At 66.1% G+C, this 19,147-nt stretch carries 18 protein-coding genes; 8 read left to right on the top strand and 10 right to left on the bottom strand.

All coding sequences use genetic code 11. The annotated features are described in order from the left end of the window. Positions 1 to 2: 2 nt before the first annotated feature. Positions 3 to 839 (bottom strand): class I SAM-dependent methyltransferase, encoded by an 837-nt coding sequence (locus JI743_RS10070; RefSeq protein WP_201928175.1) that lies wholly within the window; start codon positions 837 to 839, stop codon positions 3 to 5. A 56-nt stretch (positions 840 to 895) separates the two neighbouring features. On the opposite strand from JI743_RS10070, the gene JI743_RS10065 reads away from it, so the two are divergent. Further along, the gene (locus JI743_RS10065) at positions 896 to 1,090 is read left to right on the top strand and encodes a hypothetical protein (protein WP_201928174.1); all 195 of its coding nucleotides are present in this window, start codon (positions 896 to 898) and stop codon (positions 1,088 to 1,090) included. Next, positions 1,087 to 1,851: an SDR family oxidoreductase gene (locus JI743_RS10060; RefSeq protein ID WP_201928173.1), complete on the top strand. Its 765-nt coding sequence runs from the start codon at positions 1,087 to 1,089 to the stop codon at positions 1,849 to 1,851. Before JI743_RS10065 ends, JI743_RS10060 begins: the two co-directional genes overlap by 4 nt. Before the next feature lie 13 nt (positions 1,852 to 1,864). Here the strand turns inward: JI743_RS10060 and JI743_RS10055 are convergent, their stop codons facing one another. Next, entirely contained in the window at positions 1,865 to 3,367 is a 1,503-nt protein-coding gene (locus tag JI743_RS10055) for a TadA family conjugal transfer-associated ATPase (RefSeq protein WP_201928172.1), read from the bottom strand. 136 nt (positions 3,368 to 3,503) lie between these two features. On the opposite strand from JI743_RS10055, the gene JI743_RS10050 reads away from it, so the two are divergent. Further along, a complete protein-coding gene (locus JI743_RS10050) occupies positions 3,504 to 3,977 on the top strand; it encodes a DUF6265 family protein (protein ID WP_236659855.1) in 474 nt (157 codons plus the stop codon). Positions 3,978 to 4,209: 232 nt separating this feature from the next. On the opposite strand, the gene JI743_RS10045 is transcribed toward JI743_RS10050, so the two are convergent. From JI743_RS10045 to JI743_RS10025, 5 genes are all read right to left on the bottom strand, one after another. Beyond that, positions 4,210 to 4,467 carry an ATP synthase F1 subunit epsilon gene (locus tag JI743_RS10045; RefSeq protein ID WP_201928742.1) on the bottom strand — a complete coding sequence of 86 codons (258 nt, stop codon included), beginning with the start codon at positions 4,465 to 4,467 and terminating at the stop codon, positions 4,210 to 4,212. 150 nt (positions 4,468 to 4,617) lie between these two features. Next, positions 4,618 to 6,141 carry a F0F1 ATP synthase subunit beta gene (gene atpD, locus JI743_RS10040; RefSeq protein ID WP_227340198.1) on the bottom strand — a complete coding sequence of 508 codons (1,524 nt, stop codon included), beginning with the start codon at positions 6,139 to 6,141 and terminating at the stop codon, positions 4,618 to 4,620. A 24-nt stretch (positions 6,142 to 6,165) separates the two neighbouring features. Further along, complete coding sequence (locus tag JI743_RS10035; protein ID WP_201928171.1) at positions 6,166 to 7,041, bottom strand: F0F1 ATP synthase subunit gamma; 876 nt, start codon at positions 7,039 to 7,041, stop codon at positions 6,166 to 6,168. A gap of 90 nt (positions 7,042 to 7,131) precedes the next feature. After that, positions 7,132 to 8,661 (bottom strand): F0F1 ATP synthase subunit alpha, encoded by a 1,530-nt coding sequence (atpA, locus tag JI743_RS10030; RefSeq protein ID WP_201928170.1) that lies wholly within the window; start codon positions 8,659 to 8,661, stop codon positions 7,132 to 7,134. Between the two features lie 3 nt (positions 8,662 to 8,664). Further along, positions 8,665 to 9,231, bottom strand: coding sequence for a F0F1 ATP synthase subunit delta (locus tag JI743_RS10025; protein WP_201928169.1), 567 nt, complete (start codon positions 9,229 to 9,231; stop codon positions 8,665 to 8,667). Between the two features lie 281 nt (positions 9,232 to 9,512). Here JI743_RS10025 and JI743_RS10020 point away from each other — a divergent pair, with 281 nt between their 5' ends. Continuing rightward, on the top strand, positions 9,513 to 10,181 hold the full coding sequence (locus tag JI743_RS10020; protein ID WP_236659946.1) for a dienelactone hydrolase family protein: 669 nt from the start codon (positions 9,513 to 9,515) through the stop codon (positions 10,179 to 10,181). Between the two features lie 187 nt (positions 10,182 to 10,368). Beyond that, positions 10,369 to 11,154 carry an alpha/beta hydrolase gene (locus JI743_RS10015; protein ID WP_201928167.1) on the top strand — a complete coding sequence of 262 codons (786 nt, stop codon included), beginning with the start codon at positions 10,369 to 10,371 and terminating at the stop codon, positions 11,152 to 11,154. Positions 11,155 to 11,159: 5 nt separating this feature from the next. Here the strand turns inward: JI743_RS10015 and JI743_RS10010 are convergent, their stop codons facing one another. Then, the gene (locus JI743_RS10010) at positions 11,160 to 12,707 is read right to left on the bottom strand and encodes a S1C family serine protease (protein WP_201928166.1); all 1,548 of its coding nucleotides are present in this window, start codon (positions 12,705 to 12,707) and stop codon (positions 11,160 to 11,162) included. A 101-nt stretch (positions 12,708 to 12,808) separates the two neighbouring features. Between JI743_RS10010 and JI743_RS10005 the strand changes: the two genes are divergently transcribed. The 3 genes from JI743_RS10005 to JI743_RS09995 are packed head-to-tail and all read left to right on the top strand — an operon-like array spanning position 12,809 to position 15,120. Continuing rightward, entirely contained in the window at positions 12,809 to 13,273 is a 465-nt protein-coding gene (locus JI743_RS10005) for a DUF1203 domain-containing protein (RefSeq protein ID WP_201928165.1), read from the top strand. Positions 13,274 to 13,275: 2 nt separating this feature from the next. Beyond that, complete coding sequence (gene ada, locus JI743_RS10000) at positions 13,276 to 14,337, top strand: bifunctional DNA-binding transcriptional regulator/O6-methylguanine-DNA methyltransferase Ada (RefSeq protein ID WP_201928164.1); 1,062 nt, start codon at positions 13,276 to 13,278, stop codon at positions 14,335 to 14,337. 24 nt (positions 14,338 to 14,361) lie between these two features. Then, entirely contained in the window at positions 14,362 to 15,120 is a 759-nt protein-coding gene (locus tag JI743_RS09995; RefSeq protein ID WP_236659854.1) for an isocitrate lyase/PEP mutase family protein, read from the top strand. Here JI743_RS09995 and JI743_RS09990 read toward each other — a convergent pair. After that, on the bottom strand, positions 15,114 to 16,670 hold the full coding sequence (locus tag JI743_RS09990) for a hypothetical protein (protein ID WP_201928162.1): 1,557 nt from the start codon (positions 16,668 to 16,670) through the stop codon (positions 15,114 to 15,116). The genes JI743_RS09995 and JI743_RS09990 overlap by 7 nt on opposite strands. A 71-nt stretch (positions 16,671 to 16,741) precedes the next feature. Continuing rightward, the gene (locus tag JI743_RS09985) at positions 16,742 to 18,910 is read right to left on the bottom strand and encodes a primosomal protein N' (RefSeq protein WP_201928161.1); all 2,169 of its coding nucleotides are present in this window, start codon (positions 18,908 to 18,910) and stop codon (positions 16,742 to 16,744) included. Positions 18,911 to 19,147 lie beyond the last annotated feature (237 nt).

The raw sequence follows: 19,147 nt of genomic DNA, 5'->3' as shown, positions 1-19,147 counted from the left end.
CGTCAGCTTGCCGGCTTCACGAATTTCAGCGTCATGCGATCCGATTCGCCGATTGCCAGATATTTGTCGCGATCAGTTTCGCCTTCGCGAAGGTTCGGCGGCAGGGTCCACACGCCCTTTTCATAATCGTGCGTGTCCTTGGGATTGGCGTTGATGTCGCTTTCGCCGGCGAGCTTGAAGCCCGCTGCCTCGGCGAAGGCGACGACCGACGAGCGCTTCATATAGCCGCTCTTTTCCTCGAGCGCCGAGTCCATGTCTTCGGGCAGGCGGTGGTCGACGACACCGAGGACGCCGCCGGGCTTGAGCATCGCAAAGATCTGCTTGAAGGCGTTGGCGGTATTGTCGGTGCCGCCAAAGCGCCAGTTGTGGACGTTGCGGAACGTCAGCACGACGTCAGCGCTGCCGTCGGGAACCTTGGGATTGGCGCCCGCGTGGGGAAACTCGGCGAGTTGCAATGCGCCATAGGTGTCCGCATCGGCCGCCTGCTTCTCCTTGATGCGATTGAGCCCGCGCTCCCACGGCGCCGCGACATAAAGGGTGCCGCCACCCGCTTTGGTCAGCGGGGCAAGGATTTCGGTGTACCAACCGCCGCCGGGCCACAGCTCGACGACCGTGTCGCCGGGCTTCACGCCAAAGAAGGCGAGCGTTTCGGCGGGGTGGCGATATGTGTCGCGCGCGACGTTGTCGGCGCTGCGCGTCGGGGCGGCGACGGCGGCGGCGATGGCGTCGCCGGGCTTGGCACTATGTTCGTTGGCGGTCGCGTCGTGCGTCGGCGCGCCGCAGGCGGCGACCGCGGCGGTCAGCAGGGCGGCTATTGCAACGGGGCGGAAACTACGCATATCGGCACCTCTTTCGTTGGGGGGACGGCCCCCTGTTTGGGAAGGGACGCGCGTCAATGCAAGTGTCGATGCTGACGATAGGCATGGGCGCCGCGGTGCTGTTCGGCGTCGCCGAACTCGCCGACTGGCGGCGACGCAACCGGCGCGACGTCGACAGCGTCGGTTTCATGCCGTGGCGCGGCATTGCGCTCGGCTCGGCTGGAGTTGCCATTTTCGCGATAGCCCTCTGGTTTCATGGCGGAATGCAATGACGCCGCTCGACCGGCCGGAAGCGCTCGCGGGGCGCGTTGCTGTCATCACCGGTGCGGGGCGCGGGCTGGGCGCGACGCTGGCGATCGAACTTTCGGCGCGCGGAATGACGCCGGTTCTGTGCGGCCGAAGCGCGGAAACGCTCGCCGCGATGCGCGCGACGATCCGCGAACGGACGGGTATCGAGGCGCCGATCGTCGAACTCGATCTGGCGGAGGGAGCGAGCGTCGACCGCGCGGCAGAGACCGTTGCGGCCATGGGGCGGCCGGTCGATCTTCTCGTCAACAATGGCGCGATGTGGCTCGAATCTGCGGCCACACCGCTGACAGCCGACGCGGTGTTCGCGACGGTCAATTCGGCGATCGCGGGGACATTGCTGTTCACCCAGCGGCTGATGCCATTGCTGCTCCGGTCGGAGGGCGCCGATGTCGTGACCATCGGATCGGTCAGCGGCCTTCCCAACGCGCCGCTGCACAACGCCGCGCTCCCCTTCTACGCGGCGAAACGCGGGCAGGCGGCGGTCGCCGAAGGGTTGCGGCAGCAATTGCGCGGAACGTCTGTCCGCTCGATCATCGTCCACCCACCCTGGCTTGACGACGCGACGCCGGGCGCGACCGAATGGGACGCGGCGCCACATCGTACGAAAGGTGCGCGCGCGACGACGCGCGATGTCGTCGAGGCTGTGCTGTTCGCGATCACGCGGCCGCGCCACGTAACGCTCGACATCACCATCGACGCCGACGCTGGCGGGCTGTTCGGGTGAAAGGCCGAAAGGCTTAGAGGCAGGCCTCGAGATAGGGCTGGTCGAAGCCGAACTGGCGCGCCTTTTCCAGCGTGTAGGGACGCAGCCCCATCGAGCGATATTCGCCCATGATCTTGCCGTCCTTGTCCTCGTCCTGATATTCGAACTTGAAGAGTTCCTGGGTGACGATGACGTCGCCTTCCATCCCGATCACCTCTGTCACATTGGTGACGCGGCGCGAGCCATCGCGCAGGCGCTTGATCTGGACGATCAGGTCGACCGAGTCGGCGATCTGTTTCGAAATGGCTTCCTTCGGGATCTTGATGTCGCCCATCAGCACCATATTTTCCATACGGCCGAGGCATTCGCGCGGGCTGTTCGAGTGGAGCGTACACATCGAGCCGTCGTGACCCGTATTCATCGCGGCGAGCAGGTCGAAACATTCGGCGCCGCGAACCTCGCCCATGATGATGCGGTCGGGACGCATACGCAGCGCGTTCTTCACAAGGTCGCCCATGTGGATCGCGCCATTGCCCTCGAGGTTCGCGGGACGCGTTTCGAGCGGCAGCCAGTGCGGCTGTTGCAGGCGAAGCTCGGCGGCGTCCTCGATTGTCAGCACGCGCTCGCCGGGGTCGATCATCTTCGACAGCGCATTGAGCATCGTCGTCTTACCCGAACCGGTGCCGCCCGAAATGACGATGTTGAAACGGCTGGCTCCCGCGATCTTGAGTGCGGTGCACATCTTCTGGCTCATCGCGCCCCATTGGCAGAGCATGTCGAGCGTGATCGGTTTCGCCGAAAATTTACGAATCGAGATGGCGGTGCCGCGCAAGGACAGCGGCGGGACGATGACGTTGACGCGGCTGCCGTCCTTGAGACGGGCGTCGGCGAGCGGCGTCGTCTGGTCGACGCGGCGGCCGACCTGGTTGCAGATGCGTTGCGCGATCTGGAACAGATGCTGTTCGTCGCGGAACTGGATCGGCGCGATGACGAGCTGGCCCTTGCGCTCGACATAGGTCTGGTACGGGCCGTTGACCATGATGTCGGAGATTTCGGGGTCGGCGAGAAGCTCCTCGAGCGGACCGAAGCCGAGCAGTTCGTCGACGAGTACCTTTTCGAGCGCGAATTGCTCGCGGCGGTTCAAGGTGATGCGCAGTTCGGCAAGCACTTCGAGGATGATCGGGCGGAATTCCTCGGTCAGCTCGTCCTTGCTCAGCGTCGCCGCGGCTTCGGGATCGACGCGTTCGAGCAAGCGCGGGAGCACCTGTTCCTTGATCTTGTGGACGCTCGCTTCGAATCCCTGCAGCTTTTCGGGTTCCATCGCCTCGGCAGTCGAGCGCTGGTTGAGCCGGTCCATCGCCTCCAGCTCGGGCGCCAGCCCCGACGGGTCGGGCAGCGGGGCGGATTCGGTCGCTGCGGCGGTGTCGATGGCAGGAAATTGCGAGCCGCCCGACGATCCCGGGCCACCCTGCATCGGCTTGGCCACGCCAAAGGCGGGGCGGCCAGCGGTTCCGGGACGGCGTCCGAATGCACTCATGATTTCATCCTGCTTCGACTCTATCCAAACGGGAATGCGTGGCTTTCGCCCACGAACCCCCAATCAAAAGGGTGAATAAGCCGGAAACTTTGATATTGTCCTAATGCCGGGCGGGCATTGCAGTGGGAGGTGCGAAATGTTGCAATATTTGGCGATCGGTGCCGCCATGCTGCTGAGCGCGGCGGTCGCAGCCGAACCTGCGACGCCAGCGATGCCGGCTTGGATGAGCGGATGCTGGGTGCAGGAGCGCGACACGCGCTGGGCCGAGGAATGCTGGATGGCCCCGCGCGCGGGCGTGATGCTCGGCGCCGGCCGGACCGGCGATGGCGATAAGTTGCGCGACTGGGAAGCGATGCAGATCATGGCGACCGAAGCGGCCGACGGCAGCGCGCGTCTGGAGTTTTGGGCCTCTCCTCGCGGCGCGGCGCGCGTGCGCTTTACGCATAGCATCGCGGAGATGGAGGGCATCGCCTTCGTCAATGCGGCGCACGATTATCCGCAGCGCATCCATTACTGGCGCGAGGGCGCGCGGCTGAAGGTCCGCATCTCGCTCCTCGACGGCAGCCGCGCGGCCGAATGGGACTATGCGCCAATGGGTGGCGGTGGCTGAGGCTTTCGGTCGGAGCGACACGTTTTCGACCGAAGCCCGTCATCCCGGCGAAGGCCGGGATCTCGTCGGTGCGGCATCCGGAAAGGGCGAGACCCCGGCCTCCGCCGGGGTGACGATCCTGTAGGGGAAGGCCTGAAGGCCATCCCAGAGTCAGGGCTCAGAATGGTTGCCCGTCCGCCTTTGCAAAAAAAGGGGGCCGCAGCCCCCTTTTGAAATCCGATTAGCGTGACCGTTAGTTCGCGATATGCTCGGCGAGTACGGTGAGGCCTGTCTCGTTGACTTCGGCGAAGCCGCCTTCGACCTCGATCGTTTCCGGATCGGCGCCGGGCGCCGCGTAGATGGTCAGCGAGCCGTTGCGAAGCGTCGCCATGAAGGGGGCATGGCCTTCGAGCACCGAAAAATCGCCCTCGGCACCGGGGACGGTGACCATATGGACGTCGGCGGTCCGCTCGAGGCGGGCGGGGGTGACGAGTTCGAACTTCAGGGCCATAGTCTTCATCCTAAAGCCCCTCCCCCCTTCAGGGGAGGGGTTGGGGTGGGGCCATCGGCCCAGCACGGACATCACGGCCCACCCCGCTGCGACTAGCGGGCAAGCCCGCTAGTCTCGCTGCCCTCCCCTGAAGGGGAGGGGGTATTCAGATTACGCGTCTTCGGCGAGCTTCGCCGCCTTGGCGACCGCTTCGTCGATGCCGCCGACCATGTAGAAGGCTGCTTCGGGCAGATGGTCATATTCGCCGTCGACGACCGCCTTGAACGATTTGATCGTGTCTTCGATCTGCACGAACTTGCCGGGGATGTTGGTGAACACCTCTGCAACGTGGAACGGCTGCGACAGGAAGCGCTGGATCTTGCGCGCGCGGGCGACGGTGAGCTTATCCTCTTCCGAAAGCTCGTCCATGCCGAGGATCGCGATGATGTCCTGCAGCGACTTGTACTTCTGCAGCGTTTCCTGAACGCGGCGGGCGGTTTCATAATGTTCCTGCCCGACGACGCGCGGTTCGAGGACGCGGCTCGTCGAATCGAGCGGGTCGACCGCGGGATAGATGCCGAGTTCCGAAATCGCGCGGTTGAGAACGGTCGTCGCGTCCAAGTGGGCGAAGGAGGTCGCCGGCGCAGGGTCGGTCAAGTCGTCCGCGGGGACGTAAATGGCCTGCACCGAGGTGATCGAGCCCTTGTTGGTCGAGGTGATGCGTTCCTGCAGCGCGCCCATGTCGGTCGACAGCGTCGGCTGATAGCCCACGGCCGAAGGAATACGGCCGAGCAGCGCCGACACTTCCGAACCCGCCTGGGTGAAGCGGAAGATGTTGTCGACGAAGAAGAGCACGTCCTGCCCTTCCTGGTCGCGGAAATATTCAGCGATGGTCAGGCCCGACAGCGCGACGCGGGCGCGGGCGCCCGGGGGTTCGTTCATCTGGCCGAACACCAGCGCAACCTTCGACCCTTCGGAGATCGCATTGCCGTCGGCGTCCTTGGCGATAACGCCGGCGTCGAGGAATTCGTGATAGAGGTCGTTGCCTTCGCGGGTGCGTTCACCGACGCCCGCGAACACCGAGGTGCCGCCGTGGCCCTTGGCGATATTGTTGATCAGTTCCTGAATAAGAACGGTCTTGCCGACGCCGGCGCCGCCGAACAGGCCGATCTTGCCGCCCTTTGCATAGGGGGCGAGAAGGTCGATGACCTTGATGCCGGTGACGAGGATGCTCGTTTCGGTCGACTGGTCGACGAATTCGGGAGCCTTGGCGTGGATCGGCGCAACCTGCTTGGCGCCGACGGGGCCGCGCTCGTCGATCGGCTCACCGACGACGTTGAGGATGCGGCCGAGCGTTTCGGGGCCGACGGGGACCGAAATCTGTGCGCCGGTGTCGGTGACGGGCTGGCCGCGCGTCAGGCCGTCGGTCGCGTCCATCGCGATCGTGCGGACCGTGTTCTCGCCAAGGTGCTGCGCGACTTCGAGGACAAGGCGGTTGCCGTTGTTGTCGGTTTCGAGCGCGCTCAGAATGGCGGGCAGGGTGCCGGTGAACTGGACGTCGACGACGGCGCCGATGACCTGCGCGATGCGGCCCGTCGCCGTGCCGGCGGGAGCAGCCTTCTTCGGAGCGGCCGCCTTCTTGGGCGCGGCTTTCTTGGCGGGGGCCTTTTTCTCGGCGGTGGGGGCGGTGGCCATGAGTTTCTTCCTTGCTTGGATAGCTTAGAGCGCTTCGGCGCCAGCGATGATTTCGACGAGTTCGGTGGTAATCGCGGCCTGACGCGTGCGGTTGTACACGATCGTCAGCCGGTTGATGAGGTCGCCCGCGTTGCGCGTCGCATTGTCCATCGCGGTCATCGACGCGCCCTGTTCCGACGCGGCGTTTTCGAGCAGGCCCTTGAACACCTGAATCGTCACGTTGCGCGGGAGCAGGTCGGCGAGGATCGCTTCCTCGTCGGGCTCGTACTCGACCGCAGCGCCGGACGAAACGGGCGCTTCTTCGGGCGCGGGAACGGGGATCAACTGCTGACCCGTCGCTTCCTGCACCAGCGCCGATCGGAACTTCGAATAGAAAAGATGCGCGACGTCGAACGCGCCCGCGTCGAACATCTCGCGGACCTTTTCCGAAATCTCGAGCGCTTGCTCGAAGCCGATGTCGCGGATGCCCGTCGTCTCATAATGTTCGACGATCTGGCCGGGGAAGAGGCGCGCGATCACCGGGCGCCCCTTGCGGCCGACGAGGAAGAAGATGACCTTCTTGCCTGCCGCCTGCAGTTCGATCGCCTTGTCGCGCGCGGCCTTGACGATGTTCGAGTTGAACGCGCCGGCGAGCCCGCGGTCGCTATTGAGGACGAGCAGCAGGTGCGTGTCGCTCTTGCCCGTTCCCGACAGCAGTTTCGGCGCGCTGTCGGCGGCGCCGACCTTCGACGCGAGGCTCGCGACGACGCCCTCGAGCCGCTCGGCATAGGGGCGCGCGGCTTCGGCCGCGGCCTGCGCCTTGCGCAGCTTGGCGGCGGCGACCATTTTCTTGGCCTTGGTGATCTTCTGGGTCGATTTGACCGAGTTGATCCGCCCTTTGAGTTCCTTCAGACTGGCCATAGGTCCCGTCTTTACCCTTTGTCCGTCATCCCGGCGAAGGCCGGGTTCTCACCGTCGAGACCCCGGCTTTCGCCGGGGTGACGATATTGATTACGCAAAAATCTTCGCGAAGGCGTCGAGCGCGGCAACGAGACCCTTCTTGGCGTCGTCGCCAAGATCCTTGGTCTCGCGGATCGTCTTGAGCACATCGGCGTGATCGCTGCGCAGATAGGCGAGCATCGCCGATTCGTAGCGCGACACGTCGGTCACCGCGACCGTGTCGAGATAGCCGTTGGTGCCGGCGAAGATCGACGCGGTCTGTTCCTCGAACGGCATCGGCTGGAACTGCGGCTGCTTCAAAAGCTGCGTCAGGCGCGCACCGCGGTTGAGCAGCTTTTGCGTCGAGGCGTCGAGGTCCGAGCCGAACTGCGCGAAGGCTTCCATCTCGCGATACTGCGCGAGCTCGAGCTTGATCGAGCCCGACACCTTCTTCATCGCCTTGGTCTGCGCGGCCGAGCCGACGCGGCTGACCGACAGGCCGACGTTGATCGCGGGGCGGATGCCCTGGAAGAAGAGGTTGGTTTCGAGGAAGATCTGGCCGTCGGTGATCGAAATCACGTTGGTCGGAATATAGGCCGACACGTCGCCCGCCTGCGTTTCGATGATCGGCAGCGCGGTCAGCGAGCCGGCGCCATTGTCCTTGTTCATCTTGGCCGCGCGCTCGAGCAGGCGGCTGTGCAGATAGAAAACGTCGCCCGGATAGGCTTCGCGGCCCGGCGGGCGGCGCAGCAGCAGCGACATCTGGCGATAGGCGACCGCCTGTTTCGACAGATCGTCATAAACGATCACGGCGTGCATGCCGTTGTCGCGGAAAAATTCGCCCATCGTGCAGCCGGTGTAGGGCGCGAGGAACTGTAGCGGAGCGGGCTCCGACGCGGTCGCGGCGACGACGATCGAATATTCCATCGCGCCATTTTCTTCGAGCTGACGGACGATCTGCGCGACGGTCGAGCGCTTCTGGCCGACGGCGACGTAGATGCAATAAAGCTTCTTCGATTCGTCGTCGCCCTTGTTGACTTCGCGCTGGTTGATGAAGGTGTCGATCGCGACCGCGGTCTTGCCGGTCTGACGGTCGCCGATGATCAGCTCGCGCTGGCCGCGGCCGACGGGGACGAGCGCGTCGAGCGCCTTGAGGCCGGTCTGGACGGGTTCGTGGACCGAGGTGCGCGGGATGATCCCCGGCGCCTTCACCTCGACGCGCATGCGCTTGTCGGCCTTGATCGGGCCCTTGCCGTCGATGGGGTTGCCGAGGCCGTCGACCACGCGGCCGAGCAGGCCCTTGCCGACGGGGACGTCGACGATGGTGCCGGTGCGCTTGACCTGGTCGCCTTCCTTGATCTCGGCGTCCGAGCCGAAGATCACGATGCCGACATTGTCGGCTTCGAGGTTGAGCGCCATGCCCTTCACGCCGTTGGCGAATTCGACCATCTCGCCGGCCTGGACATTGTCGAGCCCGTGGACGCGGGCGATGCCGTCGCCGACCGACAGCACCGAGCCGATCTCGCTGACCGTGGCGTCGGTGCCGAAATTGGCGATCTGGTCCTTGATGACCTTGCTGATTTCAGCGGCGCGGATTTCCATTGTTTAGCCTTTCATCGCCTGTGCGAAGCTATTGAGACGGGTACGGATGCTGCCGTCGATCAGCTGGCTGCCCAGCTGGACGACGAGGCCGCCGAGGATGGCGGGATCGACGGTGGTCGCGACCTGAACGTCGCGGCCGACACGGGTCTTGAGGTTGGCGGCGAGCGCGTCGAGCTGCTCGGCCGTCAACGGGTGCGCGCTCGTCACCTTTGCGGTCACTTCGCCGCGATGCGCGGCGACGATCGCGTCGAACGCGTCGATCATCCCGCCGAGATCGGCGAGGCGGCGGTTCTCGGCGAGTACGCCCAGGAATTTGCCGGTGAGCGAATCGAGCTTCATCGCCTCTGCGACCGCGGCGACCGCCTTGGCGGCGTCGGTGCGGCTGACGACAGGGCTTTCGACAAGCGCCTTGAGGTCGGCCGATTCGGTCAGGCCCGAACGCAGCGCCGCAAGGCTCTGCTGGACGCTGTCGATGGCGTTCGATTCGCGCGCCAGATCGAACAGCGCGCTGGCATAGCGGCCCGCGAGGCCCGCCGTGATGTTGCCCTGAATGCCGCCGGAATTCTCCACGCGTGAAAGTCCTTTGCTACGATCCCGTGGGGGATGGGTCGCGCGGGTTTTGGCGGATATTCGGAAATATCCCCCGCTGCGAAGTCGCGGCGCGCCTAGCAACGATTGTGCGGCAATGCAAGGTGGTGGTTGGGGGAGTCCCGTGCCCTGCTCGACCCCCTTTGCCGCCGAGCCCGACCCGGGGTTGTCGAAGCACCGCCCTTTCGCCAGAACACCCGCTAGAGCGGACGGCCCTTCGACAAGCTGAGGGCGAACGGATGAGGGGGAAGCCGGTGGGCGAAATGATTCGGATGACGATGGACGACGGCGCCGAGATCGCCGTCTATCATGCAGAGGCGACAGGCGAACGCCGCGGCGGGTTGGTGCTGGTCCAGGAAATCTTCGGCGTCACCGATCATATTCGCGAGCTTTGCGACGAATATGCCGCCGACGGCTATGAGGTGCTCGCCCACGCGCTCTTCGACCGCGAGCATCCGGGGTTCGAGAGCGATTATTCGGGGCCGCAGTTCGAGCGCGCGGTCGAACTCGCGCGCAAACTCCACCCGTTCGAGCAGAGTTTGAAGGATGCGCAGTCGTGCATCGACGCGCTGAAGGGGAAGGGCCCCGTCTTCATCGCCGGCTATTGCTATGGCGGGTCGGTCGCGTGGCGGATGGCGCAGATCAGTCCCGACCTTGCCGCCGCCTCATCCTATTATGGCAGCCTGGTGCCGACCCAGTTCAGCGACGAGCCGCCGCGCTGCGCCGCGATCGCGCATTTCGGTCGCTTCGACGGCGGCATCCCGATGGACGGCGTCGAGGCGCTGATCGCCAAGGCGCACCCGACCGCGCAAATCTTTGTCTATGAGGCGGGGCACGGCTTCAACAGCGACCGGCGCAAGGATTATCACAAACCGAGCGCGGATCTGGCGAGGGAGCGGACATTGATGCTGTTCAACGCGTGCGGGGGGTGAGGCTGGTCTTCATCCATGGCCCTGCAGCTTCGGGCAAACTGTCGTCGGCCGCTATTCTGCACGCGTTGGAAGCGAAGGAGGCGTTTGACTATCCGCCAATTCCCTCGGCGGTCACTATCGACACGGGCGGCGCTGCGCCCGCGGACGCCGCGCTCCGCATTCAAGGCGCGCTTGGTCTCGGTGGCGCATGAAGGCCGCGATCAACCTGCTCGTTTTTGTCGTCGTGCTTGCGCTGGCGGTGGGCGCGCTCTTCTATACGCAGCAGCGCCGCCTGTTCTTTCCGGCGCCGTCCGATTATCCGCAAACGGTCCCGGGCTTTCGCCTTGTCCACAGCCTGACCGATGACGGGCTGCGCCTGACGGCCTTTTATCGCCCCGCCGCACCGGGCAAGAAGACGATCCTCTTCTTTCATGGCAATGGCGACAATATGCTGGGCGCAATCGAGGCGACGCGCGGGCCGGCGGCGGCGGGGCATGGGCTGATGCTCGTCGAATATCGGGGCTATGGCGGCAATCCGGGAAAGCCGAGCGAGGCCGGGCTTTACAGCGACGGCGAAGCGGCGATGCGCTGGCTGGGGCAAGCGGGCGTACCCTCAAGAGAGATAGTCGTCGTCGGCAATTCGATCGGGTCGGGACCGGCGACCGAAATGGCGCGGCGCCACAAGGTCGCGGCGCTGGTCCTGTTGTCGGGCTTGTCCGACCTGCCGTCGGTGGTGCGGAGCCAGGCGGCGTTCATACCGCGCTGGCTTGTACGCGACCGTTTTGACAATGCCGCGAAGTTGGCGCAGGTCGAGGCGCCGGTTTTCCTTATGCACGGGGCGAGTGATACGCTGGTCAAGCCCGACAATCTCGACCGGCTGGTGCGGGCGCGTCGCGATGCGACCGTGGCACGCGTCGCGGGCGTCGGGCATGAGCTTGCCTATACCGCGGGCGCGCAAGCGATTCTCGCGAAATGGATCGACGCCTTGCCCTGAGCCGGTCAGTTCCCGGTCGCGGGCGATGCCGCGCCGTCCGCCAGCTTCTGGCAACGATAGACCAGCCGCTCGTTCGGACTCGTCGGCAGCGCGCTGCGGATCGCGTCCTGTTGCGTTGCAAGCGCTTCGACGCGCGCGGGGTCGGCGGTGCAGCTCTTGACCTCGATGCCTGAACGGATTTCTCTTGCGCGTTCCATCGTTTCGGCGTCGAGCAGATAGCGTTCGACGCGATATTCCTTCCCCGCGGGATCGATCGAGGCGACCGTCACCGTCGCCTCCTCGTTGGGGACAAGGATGCGCTGCCAGCGGCCGTCGGCCCCCATCGCATATTGGGTGCGCTCGTTGACGCAGCCGTTTTTGCCGATTGTCACCGGGACATCGTCGGCCGACGACACGGTGATGCGGCTGCGGTTCGACTGGACCGTGCAGATGAAGCGGCCCTCGGCGAGCGTGCGGGTGGCGGGCTGCGTCGGCTCGTCGGGTGCGGGAGCGTCGGCAATATCGGCGTGCGCGTCGGGGCGCGTCATGAACACCATGATCGCCAGCAGCATCAGCGCGCCACCCGCGCCGCCCGCGATCTTCGCGTTGCGCAGTTTCTGCTGGTTGTAGAAAAGCAGCCCCGCGCCCGCGGCGAGTGCGCCGATCACGAACAGCACGCCCGCGAGTGCGATGCGATTTTCGCGTGCGGCAAGCGCTTCCTCTTCGGCGCGCTGGAGACGGCGTTCGCGTTCGAGCTTTGCGGCCGCTTCCCTGGCCGAATTGGCTTCAGCGGCAACGCGTTCCTCGGCGGCAAGCGCGGCGCGTTCGCGCGCCTCGGCCTCGGCCATCGTCAGGCAGCCGGTGCCGACACTCGTATAGCCTTGATTCGCGTCGGCAAGGAAGCGCGCCAGTTCGCGCGCCGATATGGCGAAGGCGAAAGGCGAATCGCCGTCGTCGGCGCGGGTGATCGCGGTGTTGATGCCGGTAATGCGCCCGCAGTCGTCGACGAGCGGACCGCCCGAGTTGCCGCGCGAGATTTTTGCGGTGTGGACGAGCATCGCGACGCCGTCGACCGACTGCATGTTCGAATAATTGCCCTCGCTGCGCACCGGCGAACGCGGGGTGATATAGTCCGACGCGCTGCGCGCGGTCGCGAGGTCGACATTGCCCGGATAGCCGAGCGCGACGATGTCGGTGCCGGCATCGAGCGGCCCGGTATAGACGGCGGCGGGCGGGACGCGCCCCTGCGTGATTTCGATGAGCGCGAGGTCGCGCGCGCGGTCGATCGCGACGAGCTTTGCGGCATAGCTTTTCTGTCCCTCCGACGGGACGACGCCGAGCGCGACATTGTTCGGATAGCGCACCGCCGAATCGACGACATGCGCGTTGGTGACGATGCGCGTCGGCGAAATGGCGATGCCGCTGCCGTGGCCGAAACCGACGACCTCGCCCTCCATCATCGCGACGGTTACGACGCGCACGACGCTGCGCGACGCGGCGCTGATGTCATCGGCGGCGCGCGCCGGAAGGGCGAGGGAGACGAGGGCGAAGAGCAGCGCGAGCAAGCGGGTCATGGCGGCGCAGACTAAGGCCGTGCGCTTTGAACGCAAGCATCGGGACGCGATGTGCGGCGGGGCGTGGCAATCGGGCTCCAACAGACGGAAAGGACGATGCCATGACCTATACGATCACCGGCCTGGGCGCCGAGCAATTCGCGCCGCTGTTCGCAATGGACGATGCCGCGCTCGCCACTCGCGGCGCGCGGCGCGTCACGGCAAGTGCCGACCGCGGCTTTCCATGCCGGATCAGCCTGGAAGATGCGCGCGCGGGCGAGCAGCTGATCCTGCTCCATCATGTCAGCCACGATGTCGAGACGCCCTATCGCAGCGCCTATGCCATCTATGTGCGGCCGGATGTGCGTGCCGCCACCTATTGCGACGAGGTGCCGCCGGTGTTCGAGGGACGCCCGCTCGCGCTCCGCGCGTTCGACAGCGCGGGGATGCTGCAGACGGCGGCCCTCGCCGCACCGGGGGACGCCGACAAAGCGATCCGTGACCTGTTCGACGACGAAGGCATTGCCTATATCGATGCACACAATGCCGCGCACGGCTGCTTTGCCGCGCGGATCGAGAGGAATTGATCATGGACGGCCGCACCATGACCGACGACGAACGCTGGCAGGCGGTCCGCGCGCGCGACAAGGCCTATGACGGGCGCTTCGTCACCGGCGTGCTCACGACGGGCATCTATTGCCGCCCGAGCTGCGCAGCGCGCCACCCTTTGCGCGAGAATGTCCGCTTCTTTGCCGATGGCGCGGCAGCGCGTGCAACAGGGCTGCGACCGTGCAAGCGCTGCATGCCCGACGATGTCGCGCGCGACGAAAGCGCGGTGATCAAGGCGATTGCCGCGATCAAGGCGAGCGAGGAGCCGCTCGCGCTCGCCGATCTCGCCGCGCGTACCGGCTATTCGCCGACGCATTTCCAGCGCGTCTTTACCCGCCACACCGGCCTGTCGCCCGCAGCATACGCCCGCGCGCTCCGCGAAGAGCGTGCGCGGAAGGCGCTGAGCGACGGAGCAAGGGTGACCGACGCGATTTACGACGCGGGCTTTTCGGGGCCGTCGCGTTTCTATGAGAATATGGAGGGACGTATGGGCATGACGGCTTCGGCCTGGGTGAATGGCGGCAGGGGTACGACGATCCACTGGGCGGTCGTGCCCACCAGCCTCGGCGACATGCTGGTCGCGGCGACCGACAAGGGCGTGTGCCGCCTCAGCTTTGCCGAGGGCCGCGAGGCGCTCGAAGAGCGGTTTCCCGCCGCGACGCTGATCGAGGGCGGTGACGAATTTGCGGCCCTTCTCTCACAGGTAGTTGCGGCGGTCGAGGCGCCGACGCAGGGTTTCGACCATATCCCGATCGACGTGAAAGGGACGGCGTTTCAGGAGGCAGTGTGGCGCGAACTGCGCAGGATTCCGGCGGGCGAAACGCGCAGCTATGCCGAGATCGCCGCGGCGGTCGGAAAGCCCAAGGCGGTGCGCGCAGCGGGGAGCGCGAACGGCGCGAACAATGTCGCCGTGCTGATCCCCTGCCACCGCGTCGTGCGCAGCGACGGGTCATTGGGCGGCTATGCCTATGGCCTGCCGATCAAGGATGAATTGCTGCGCCGCGAAAAAGCGTCAGGCCAGCGGGCATTTGACGAATTCTGAAGCAAACGAAGCAGGAGCATGAGCATGAGCGACAAGATCCGGGATTTCGCGGCACTGCACATACCGGGCAGCCCGCTGATCCTCGTCAATATCTGGGATGCGGGGAGCGCAAAGGCGGTCGCCGCAGCGGGCGCCAAGGCAATCGCGACGGGCAGCTTCGGCGTCGCGGGCGCGCAGGGGCGCGCCGATGGCGAGGATTTCCCGATCGAGGATGTGTTCGAGAATCTGGCGCGGATTCTGGCGGTCACCGACTTGCCGGTCACAATCGACCTGGAGTCGGGCTATGGCGCCGATCCCGCGGCGGTCGGTGTGTCGGTCGCGCGTGCGAAGGAGGCCGGGGCGGCGGGCATCAATATGGAGGATCGCCTGCCCGGTGAAACCGAGTTGCTACCGATAGGTGAAGCGCAGGCGCGCTATCGCGCGGCGGCAGACACTGGCATCTTCGTCAACGCGCGCTGCGATGTGTTTCGCGGACGCGATGCGGCGAACGACGGCGACGCGCTCGTCGCCGCGACGCTCGAACGCGCGCGCGCCTATGCCGACGCGGGCGCGGGGTCGCTGTTCGTGCCCTTCCTGCTCGACGAGGCGTGCATCGGCGCGATCTGCGAAGCCTCGCCGCTTCCGGTCAACATCCTGCGCGGCAAGGGCGGCCCGACGCATCAACGGCTCGCCGAACTCGGCGTCGCGCGGATCAGCCACGGCCACCAGCCCTGGGCGGCGGCAATGAAATGGCTGGCGGGGCAGGCGCGACAGGTGTTCGAGGGCGCCGAGCCGGACTATTGATCCGCGCCTTCCGCGTCCGACGCCTCCTCTATTGTCTCTTCTTCGAGATCGGCGCCATTCCCGCCGTCGCGCATCAATTCGAGGCTACGTAGCAAGGATCGGCCGTTCGCGCCCATATGCGGGTCGAAGGCGATCGATTGTGCAAGCTTGATCGCGACATCATGCTTGCCCTGATTGGCGAGCGCAAAGGCATAGGCGACGCGGACCTCGATATTCTCGGGCGCCAGTAAGAAGGCGGTGCCCAGGCCCTGGATCGCGATGTCGGGCGGGCGTACGCCCTGATCGACGAAGCTGCGGAAATAGGCATAGAGCGGCACCGGATCGTCGGGGTCGGTGCGGTTCGCCAGTTGAATCGGGCGCCGCGCCGCGCGCCAGGACGCGTCGTCATAGTCACCCTTTTCGTCGAGTTCTTCGGTCAATATCCTGCCTAGTAGGACGTTGGCGCGAACGTGGTCGGGCTTGATGGCGAGGGCGCGGTCGAGTGCGTCGCGAAGCGCGCCGGCGTCGCGCTGGTCCTTGTCGATCCCGCGCTCGGCCGCGGCGAGTTCATACCAGACCGCGGCGTCACCTGGGTGCGCCGCAGCGGCGACCTTGAGTGCGTCGCGGATCGCAGACCGCTTTTCGGGGTCGTTGCCCGCGCTCATCCGCTGCAACCGCAGTTCGATTATCGCGTCTTCGCCTGCCGAAAGCGGTGTGATGCGAATATTGGCGGGAATGGGGATGGCTGCGTTCGTCAGCCGGTAGCTGAGCGACCGGCCAACATAGCGCTTCAGGTCTTTGTCGATCGCGTCAAGATCGCCGAAGGCGTTGAGCGCCGCGTCTTTCGCATCCTCGCCCGCGTTGATCGCGCGGACGTAGGCGTCAAGCTGACCCGCGCGCGACGGGTCCTGATAGAGCATGTGCGTCAACAACCATGCGCGTCCGTAAAACACATCGACCTGCTCGGTCGACTTGAGCGAAAGCGGGTCGCTCTCGATCAAGGTCTTGACCGGAATCTGCGGCAGCGCGAGCAGGCTGTAACCGCGGCGATAGGCGGGCTTTCCAACCTCTGCCTTGCCGTTCTTGTTGAAATCGACGGTCGAGTAATATTCGGCAAAGCCCTCGATCAGCCAAGCCGGAAAAACCGCCGTGCGATAGCGTTTCATGAAATGGTGCGAATATTCGTGGAACAGCGTCTGCTGCGACGCCGAAGTGCCGCGCCCCGCGCCGTCATTCTCGCGATGCGAAACAGCAAAACTGCCGTCGGGACCGGTGCGGTAAAATCCCGCGAACCCCGAATTGCGGGAGCCGGTGAACAGCTTGGCAACCTCGCCCGTCGTGCCGAGCAGATAGATCGGCAGGCGATGCGGCTCGCCCTGTTCCTTGACGTCGAGCAGGATGCGAAGCGTGATGTCGAAGCGCTGCAAGGTTTCGGCGAAGCTACGCAGCGAGGATTCGCTGCCTTCGCTATAGATGATGAAGCTGTCGGTTTCGGCCTTTTGCCATTTCGCCCAGGCCGGCGTTGCAGATACCGCGGTCCATGCGCCCAACGCGAGCATAATGATGCGCATATTTCGTCTTCCCCCCGGACACGATCACTTGCCGATTACTTGCTGCCATTGGCGAACACGACTGTAAAGTGTCAGACGAAACTATAGGGATCGACGTCGATTGCGAGGCGCGCCTTGGCGGGCCAGTCGATGCTCCCCACCCAATCGCGGATCGTCCCCTGCAGGTCGAAGCTGCGCGGGGCGTGGAGGAGGAGGCGGAAGCGGTGGCGGCCGCGCAGCATCGCGAGCGGTGCGGGGGCGGGGCCATAGACCGCGAGGCCGTCGGCGACCGGCGCCTTTTGCCCCAGCCGCTGCGCTACGCCGCGCGCGACCTCGACATCCTCCGACGAGATGATCAGCGCGGCGAAGCGACCATAGGGCGGCGCTCCCGCGCGGCGACGCGATGCGGCCTCGGCGGCGTAGAAGCCGTCGCGGTCGTTCTCGACGAGCGCCGCCATCACCGGCGCGTCGGGAACGCGCGTCTGGATGAGCACCTCGCCCGGCTTCGCCCCGCGCCCTGCGCGCCCCGCGACCTGCGCGATTTGCTGGAAGGTCCGTTCGGACGCGCGCAAGTCGCCGCCGTCGAGGCCAAGGTCGGCGTCGACCACGCCGACGAGGGTGAGGTTGGGGAAGTGATAGCCCTTGGTGACGAGCTGTGTGCCGATGATGATGTCGACCAGTCCCTCCTCGACATTGGCGACGAATTCGGCAGCCTTGGCGGGCGACCAGAGCGTATCGCTGGTGACGATCGCGGTGCGTGCCTCGGGAAAGCGCAATGCCACTTCATCGGCGACGCGCTCGACGCCGGGACCGCAGGCGACGAGGCTGTCTTCGTCGTCGCATTCGGGGCAGAGGCGCGGCGGCGGCATGACATGGCCGCAATGGTGGCAGGCAAGGCGGTGGACGAGCCGGTGCTCGACCATCCACGCGGTGCAATTGGGACACTGGATGCGATGCCCGCACGTCCGGCAGAGGGTGAGCGGCGCGAAACCGCGGCGGTTCAGAAAGAGCAGGCTCTGCTCGCCCTTCCCCAGCCGGTTGGCGAGCGCGTCGACGAGCGGGGGTGCCAGCCATTTTCCGCGTTCGGGCGGGTCGCGGCGCATGTCGATCGCGGCAAGGTCGGGGAGGGTGGCGCCGCCGAAACGTGCGGGCAGGCTGATGTGACGATAGCGCCCCGCCTCGACCATCGCGAGGCTTTCCAGCGCGGGGGTCGCGCTTGCGAGCACGACGGGCACGCCTTCGAAATGCCCGCGCATCACCGCGACGTCGCGTGCGTGATAATGGACGCCATCCTCCTGCTTGAAGCTCGTCTCATGCGCCTCGTCGACGGTGATGATGCCGAGATTGGCATAGGGGAGGAAGAGCGCCGAGCGCGCGCCGACGATGATCTTCGCCTCGCCGCTGGCGATCGCGTGCCAGGCGCGGCGGCGCTCGGTCGAGCGCAAGCCCGAATGCCACGGCACCGGCTCGCAGCCGAAGCGCGCGGCGAAGCGCGTCAGCATCGGCTCGGTCAGCGCGATTTCGGGGAGCAGGACGAGCGCCTGCTGGCCCGCGGCGACCGCGGCGGCGATCGCCTCCATATAGACTTCGGTCTTGCCCGAGCCGGTGACGCCGTCGAGCAGCAATGTCTCGAACCGCGCGGCCGCGACCGCGGCGCGCAGTTGTTCGGCCGCCGCCGCCTGTTCGTCGGACAGGTCGGGCGGCGCAAAGCCGGGGTCGGGTTCGGGCCAGGGGGCGTCGGCGGACACCTCGACCGCCTCGAGCGCGCCTGTGTTGACGAGGCCGCGCACAACCGCCTCGCTGACACTCGCGAGCGCGGCGAGTTCGCGCACCGTGCCCTGCCGCGTGCCGATGGCGTCCATCGCGACGCTGCGTTGCGGCGTCATGCGCGCGGGCAGTTCGCCGGTCGCGCGATATTCGACGATCGGGCGGCGCGCATCGGCAAAGGCGGCGCCGGGGAGCACCATGCGCAGCACCGACCCCGGCGGGCCCAGATAATAATCGCTCGTCCATTCGACGAGGCGGCGGAGCGCAGCGGGGATCGGCGGGACGTCGACGATCTCGAACAGGTTGCGCAGGCGGTTGTCGCCGACGGGTTCCGGCGCGCCGAAGCTTTCCTCCTCCCACACCACGCCGCCCATCCGCCGCGGCCCCAAGGGGGCGACGACGACGCTGCCGAGCGGCGCATCGCTGCCTTGCGGCACGCGATAGTCGAGCGGGCCGAGGGCTGCGGTGAGGAGGAGAACGCGGGCGCGGGTCATGGAGGACGCAGGATATAGGCGGCGGCGCGAAATAGGAAAGCGGGGAGGTTATCCGACGGCCGTTTACGACCGATTGCGGACGTTCGATCCTCCCTGTGCCGCAGGCATGGGGAGGGGGACCGCCGCCGCAGGCGGTGGTGGAGGGGCGGCGGCGTTGCGCCATTTGCCCCTCCGTCAGCGCTGCGCGCTGCCACCTCCCCATCGCTGCGCGACAGGGAGGATTCAGGGCGGCTGGCG

The sequence above is a fragment of the Sphingopyxis jiangsuensis genome (genome assembly GCF_016734905.1).
Classification (GTDB): Bacteria; Pseudomonadota; Alphaproteobacteria; order Sphingomonadales; family Sphingomonadaceae; genus Sphingopyxis; species Sphingopyxis jiangsuensis.
The sequence above is the reverse complement of the archived record's forward strand: the minus strand, read 5'-3'. Positions and strand labels throughout refer to the sequence as shown.

Coding starts and splice junctions, on each gene's coding strand:
- JI743_RS09990 (WP_201928162.1), bottom strand. CDS start 16,670: ATGCGCATCATTATGCTCGCGTTGGGCGCATGGACCGCGGTATCTGCA.
- ada (WP_201928164.1), top strand. CDS start 13,276: ATGGACGGCCGCACCATGACCGACGACGAACGCTGGCAGGCGGTCCGC.
- JI743_RS10005 (WP_201928165.1), top strand. CDS start 12,809: ATGACCTATACGATCACCGGCCTGGGCGCCGAGCAATTCGCGCCGCTG.
- JI743_RS10060 (WP_201928173.1), top strand. CDS start 1,087: ATGACGCCGCTCGACCGGCCGGAAGCGCTCGCGGGGCGCGTTGCTGTC.
- JI743_RS09995 (WP_236659854.1), top strand. CDS start 14,362: ATGAGCGACAAGATCCGGGATTTCGCGGCACTGCACATACCGGGCAGC.
- JI743_RS09985 (WP_201928161.1), bottom strand. CDS start 18,910: ATGACCCGCGCCCGCGTTCTCCTCCTCACCGCAGCCCTCGGCCCGCTC.
- JI743_RS10070 (WP_201928175.1), bottom strand. CDS start 839: ATGCGTAGTTTCCGCCCCGTTGCAATAGCCGCCCTGCTGACCGCCGCG.
- JI743_RS10010 (WP_201928166.1), bottom strand. CDS start 12,707: ATGACCCGCTTGCTCGCGCTGCTCTTCGCCCTCGTCTCCCTCGCCCTT.
- JI743_RS10050 (WP_236659855.1), top strand. CDS start 3,504: ATGTTGCAATATTTGGCGATCGGTGCCGCCATGCTGCTGAGCGCGGCG.
- atpA (WP_201928170.1), bottom strand. CDS start 8,661: ATGGAAATCCGCGCCGCTGAAATCAGCAAGGTCATCAAGGACCAGATC.
- JI743_RS10055 (WP_201928172.1), bottom strand. CDS start 3,367: ATGAGTGCATTCGGACGCCGTCCCGGAACCGCTGGCCGCCCCGCCTTT.
- JI743_RS10035 (WP_201928171.1), bottom strand. CDS start 7,041: ATGGCCAGTCTGAAGGAACTCAAAGGGCGGATCAACTCGGTCAAATCG.
- JI743_RS10020 (WP_236659946.1), top strand. CDS start 9,513: ATGATTCGGATGACGATGGACGACGGCGCCGAGATCGCCGTCTATCAT.
- JI743_RS10065 (WP_201928174.1), top strand. CDS start 896: ATGCAAGTGTCGATGCTGACGATAGGCATGGGCGCCGCGGTGCTGTTC.
- JI743_RS10015 (WP_201928167.1), top strand. CDS start 10,369: ATGAAGGCCGCGATCAACCTGCTCGTTTTTGTCGTCGTGCTTGCGCTG.
- JI743_RS10045 (WP_201928742.1), bottom strand. CDS start 4,467: ATGGCCCTGAAGTTCGAACTCGTCACCCCCGCCCGCCTCGAGCGGACC.
- atpD (WP_227340198.1), bottom strand. CDS start 6,141: ATGGCCACCGCCCCCACCGCCGAGAAAAAGGCCCCCGCCAAGAAAGCC.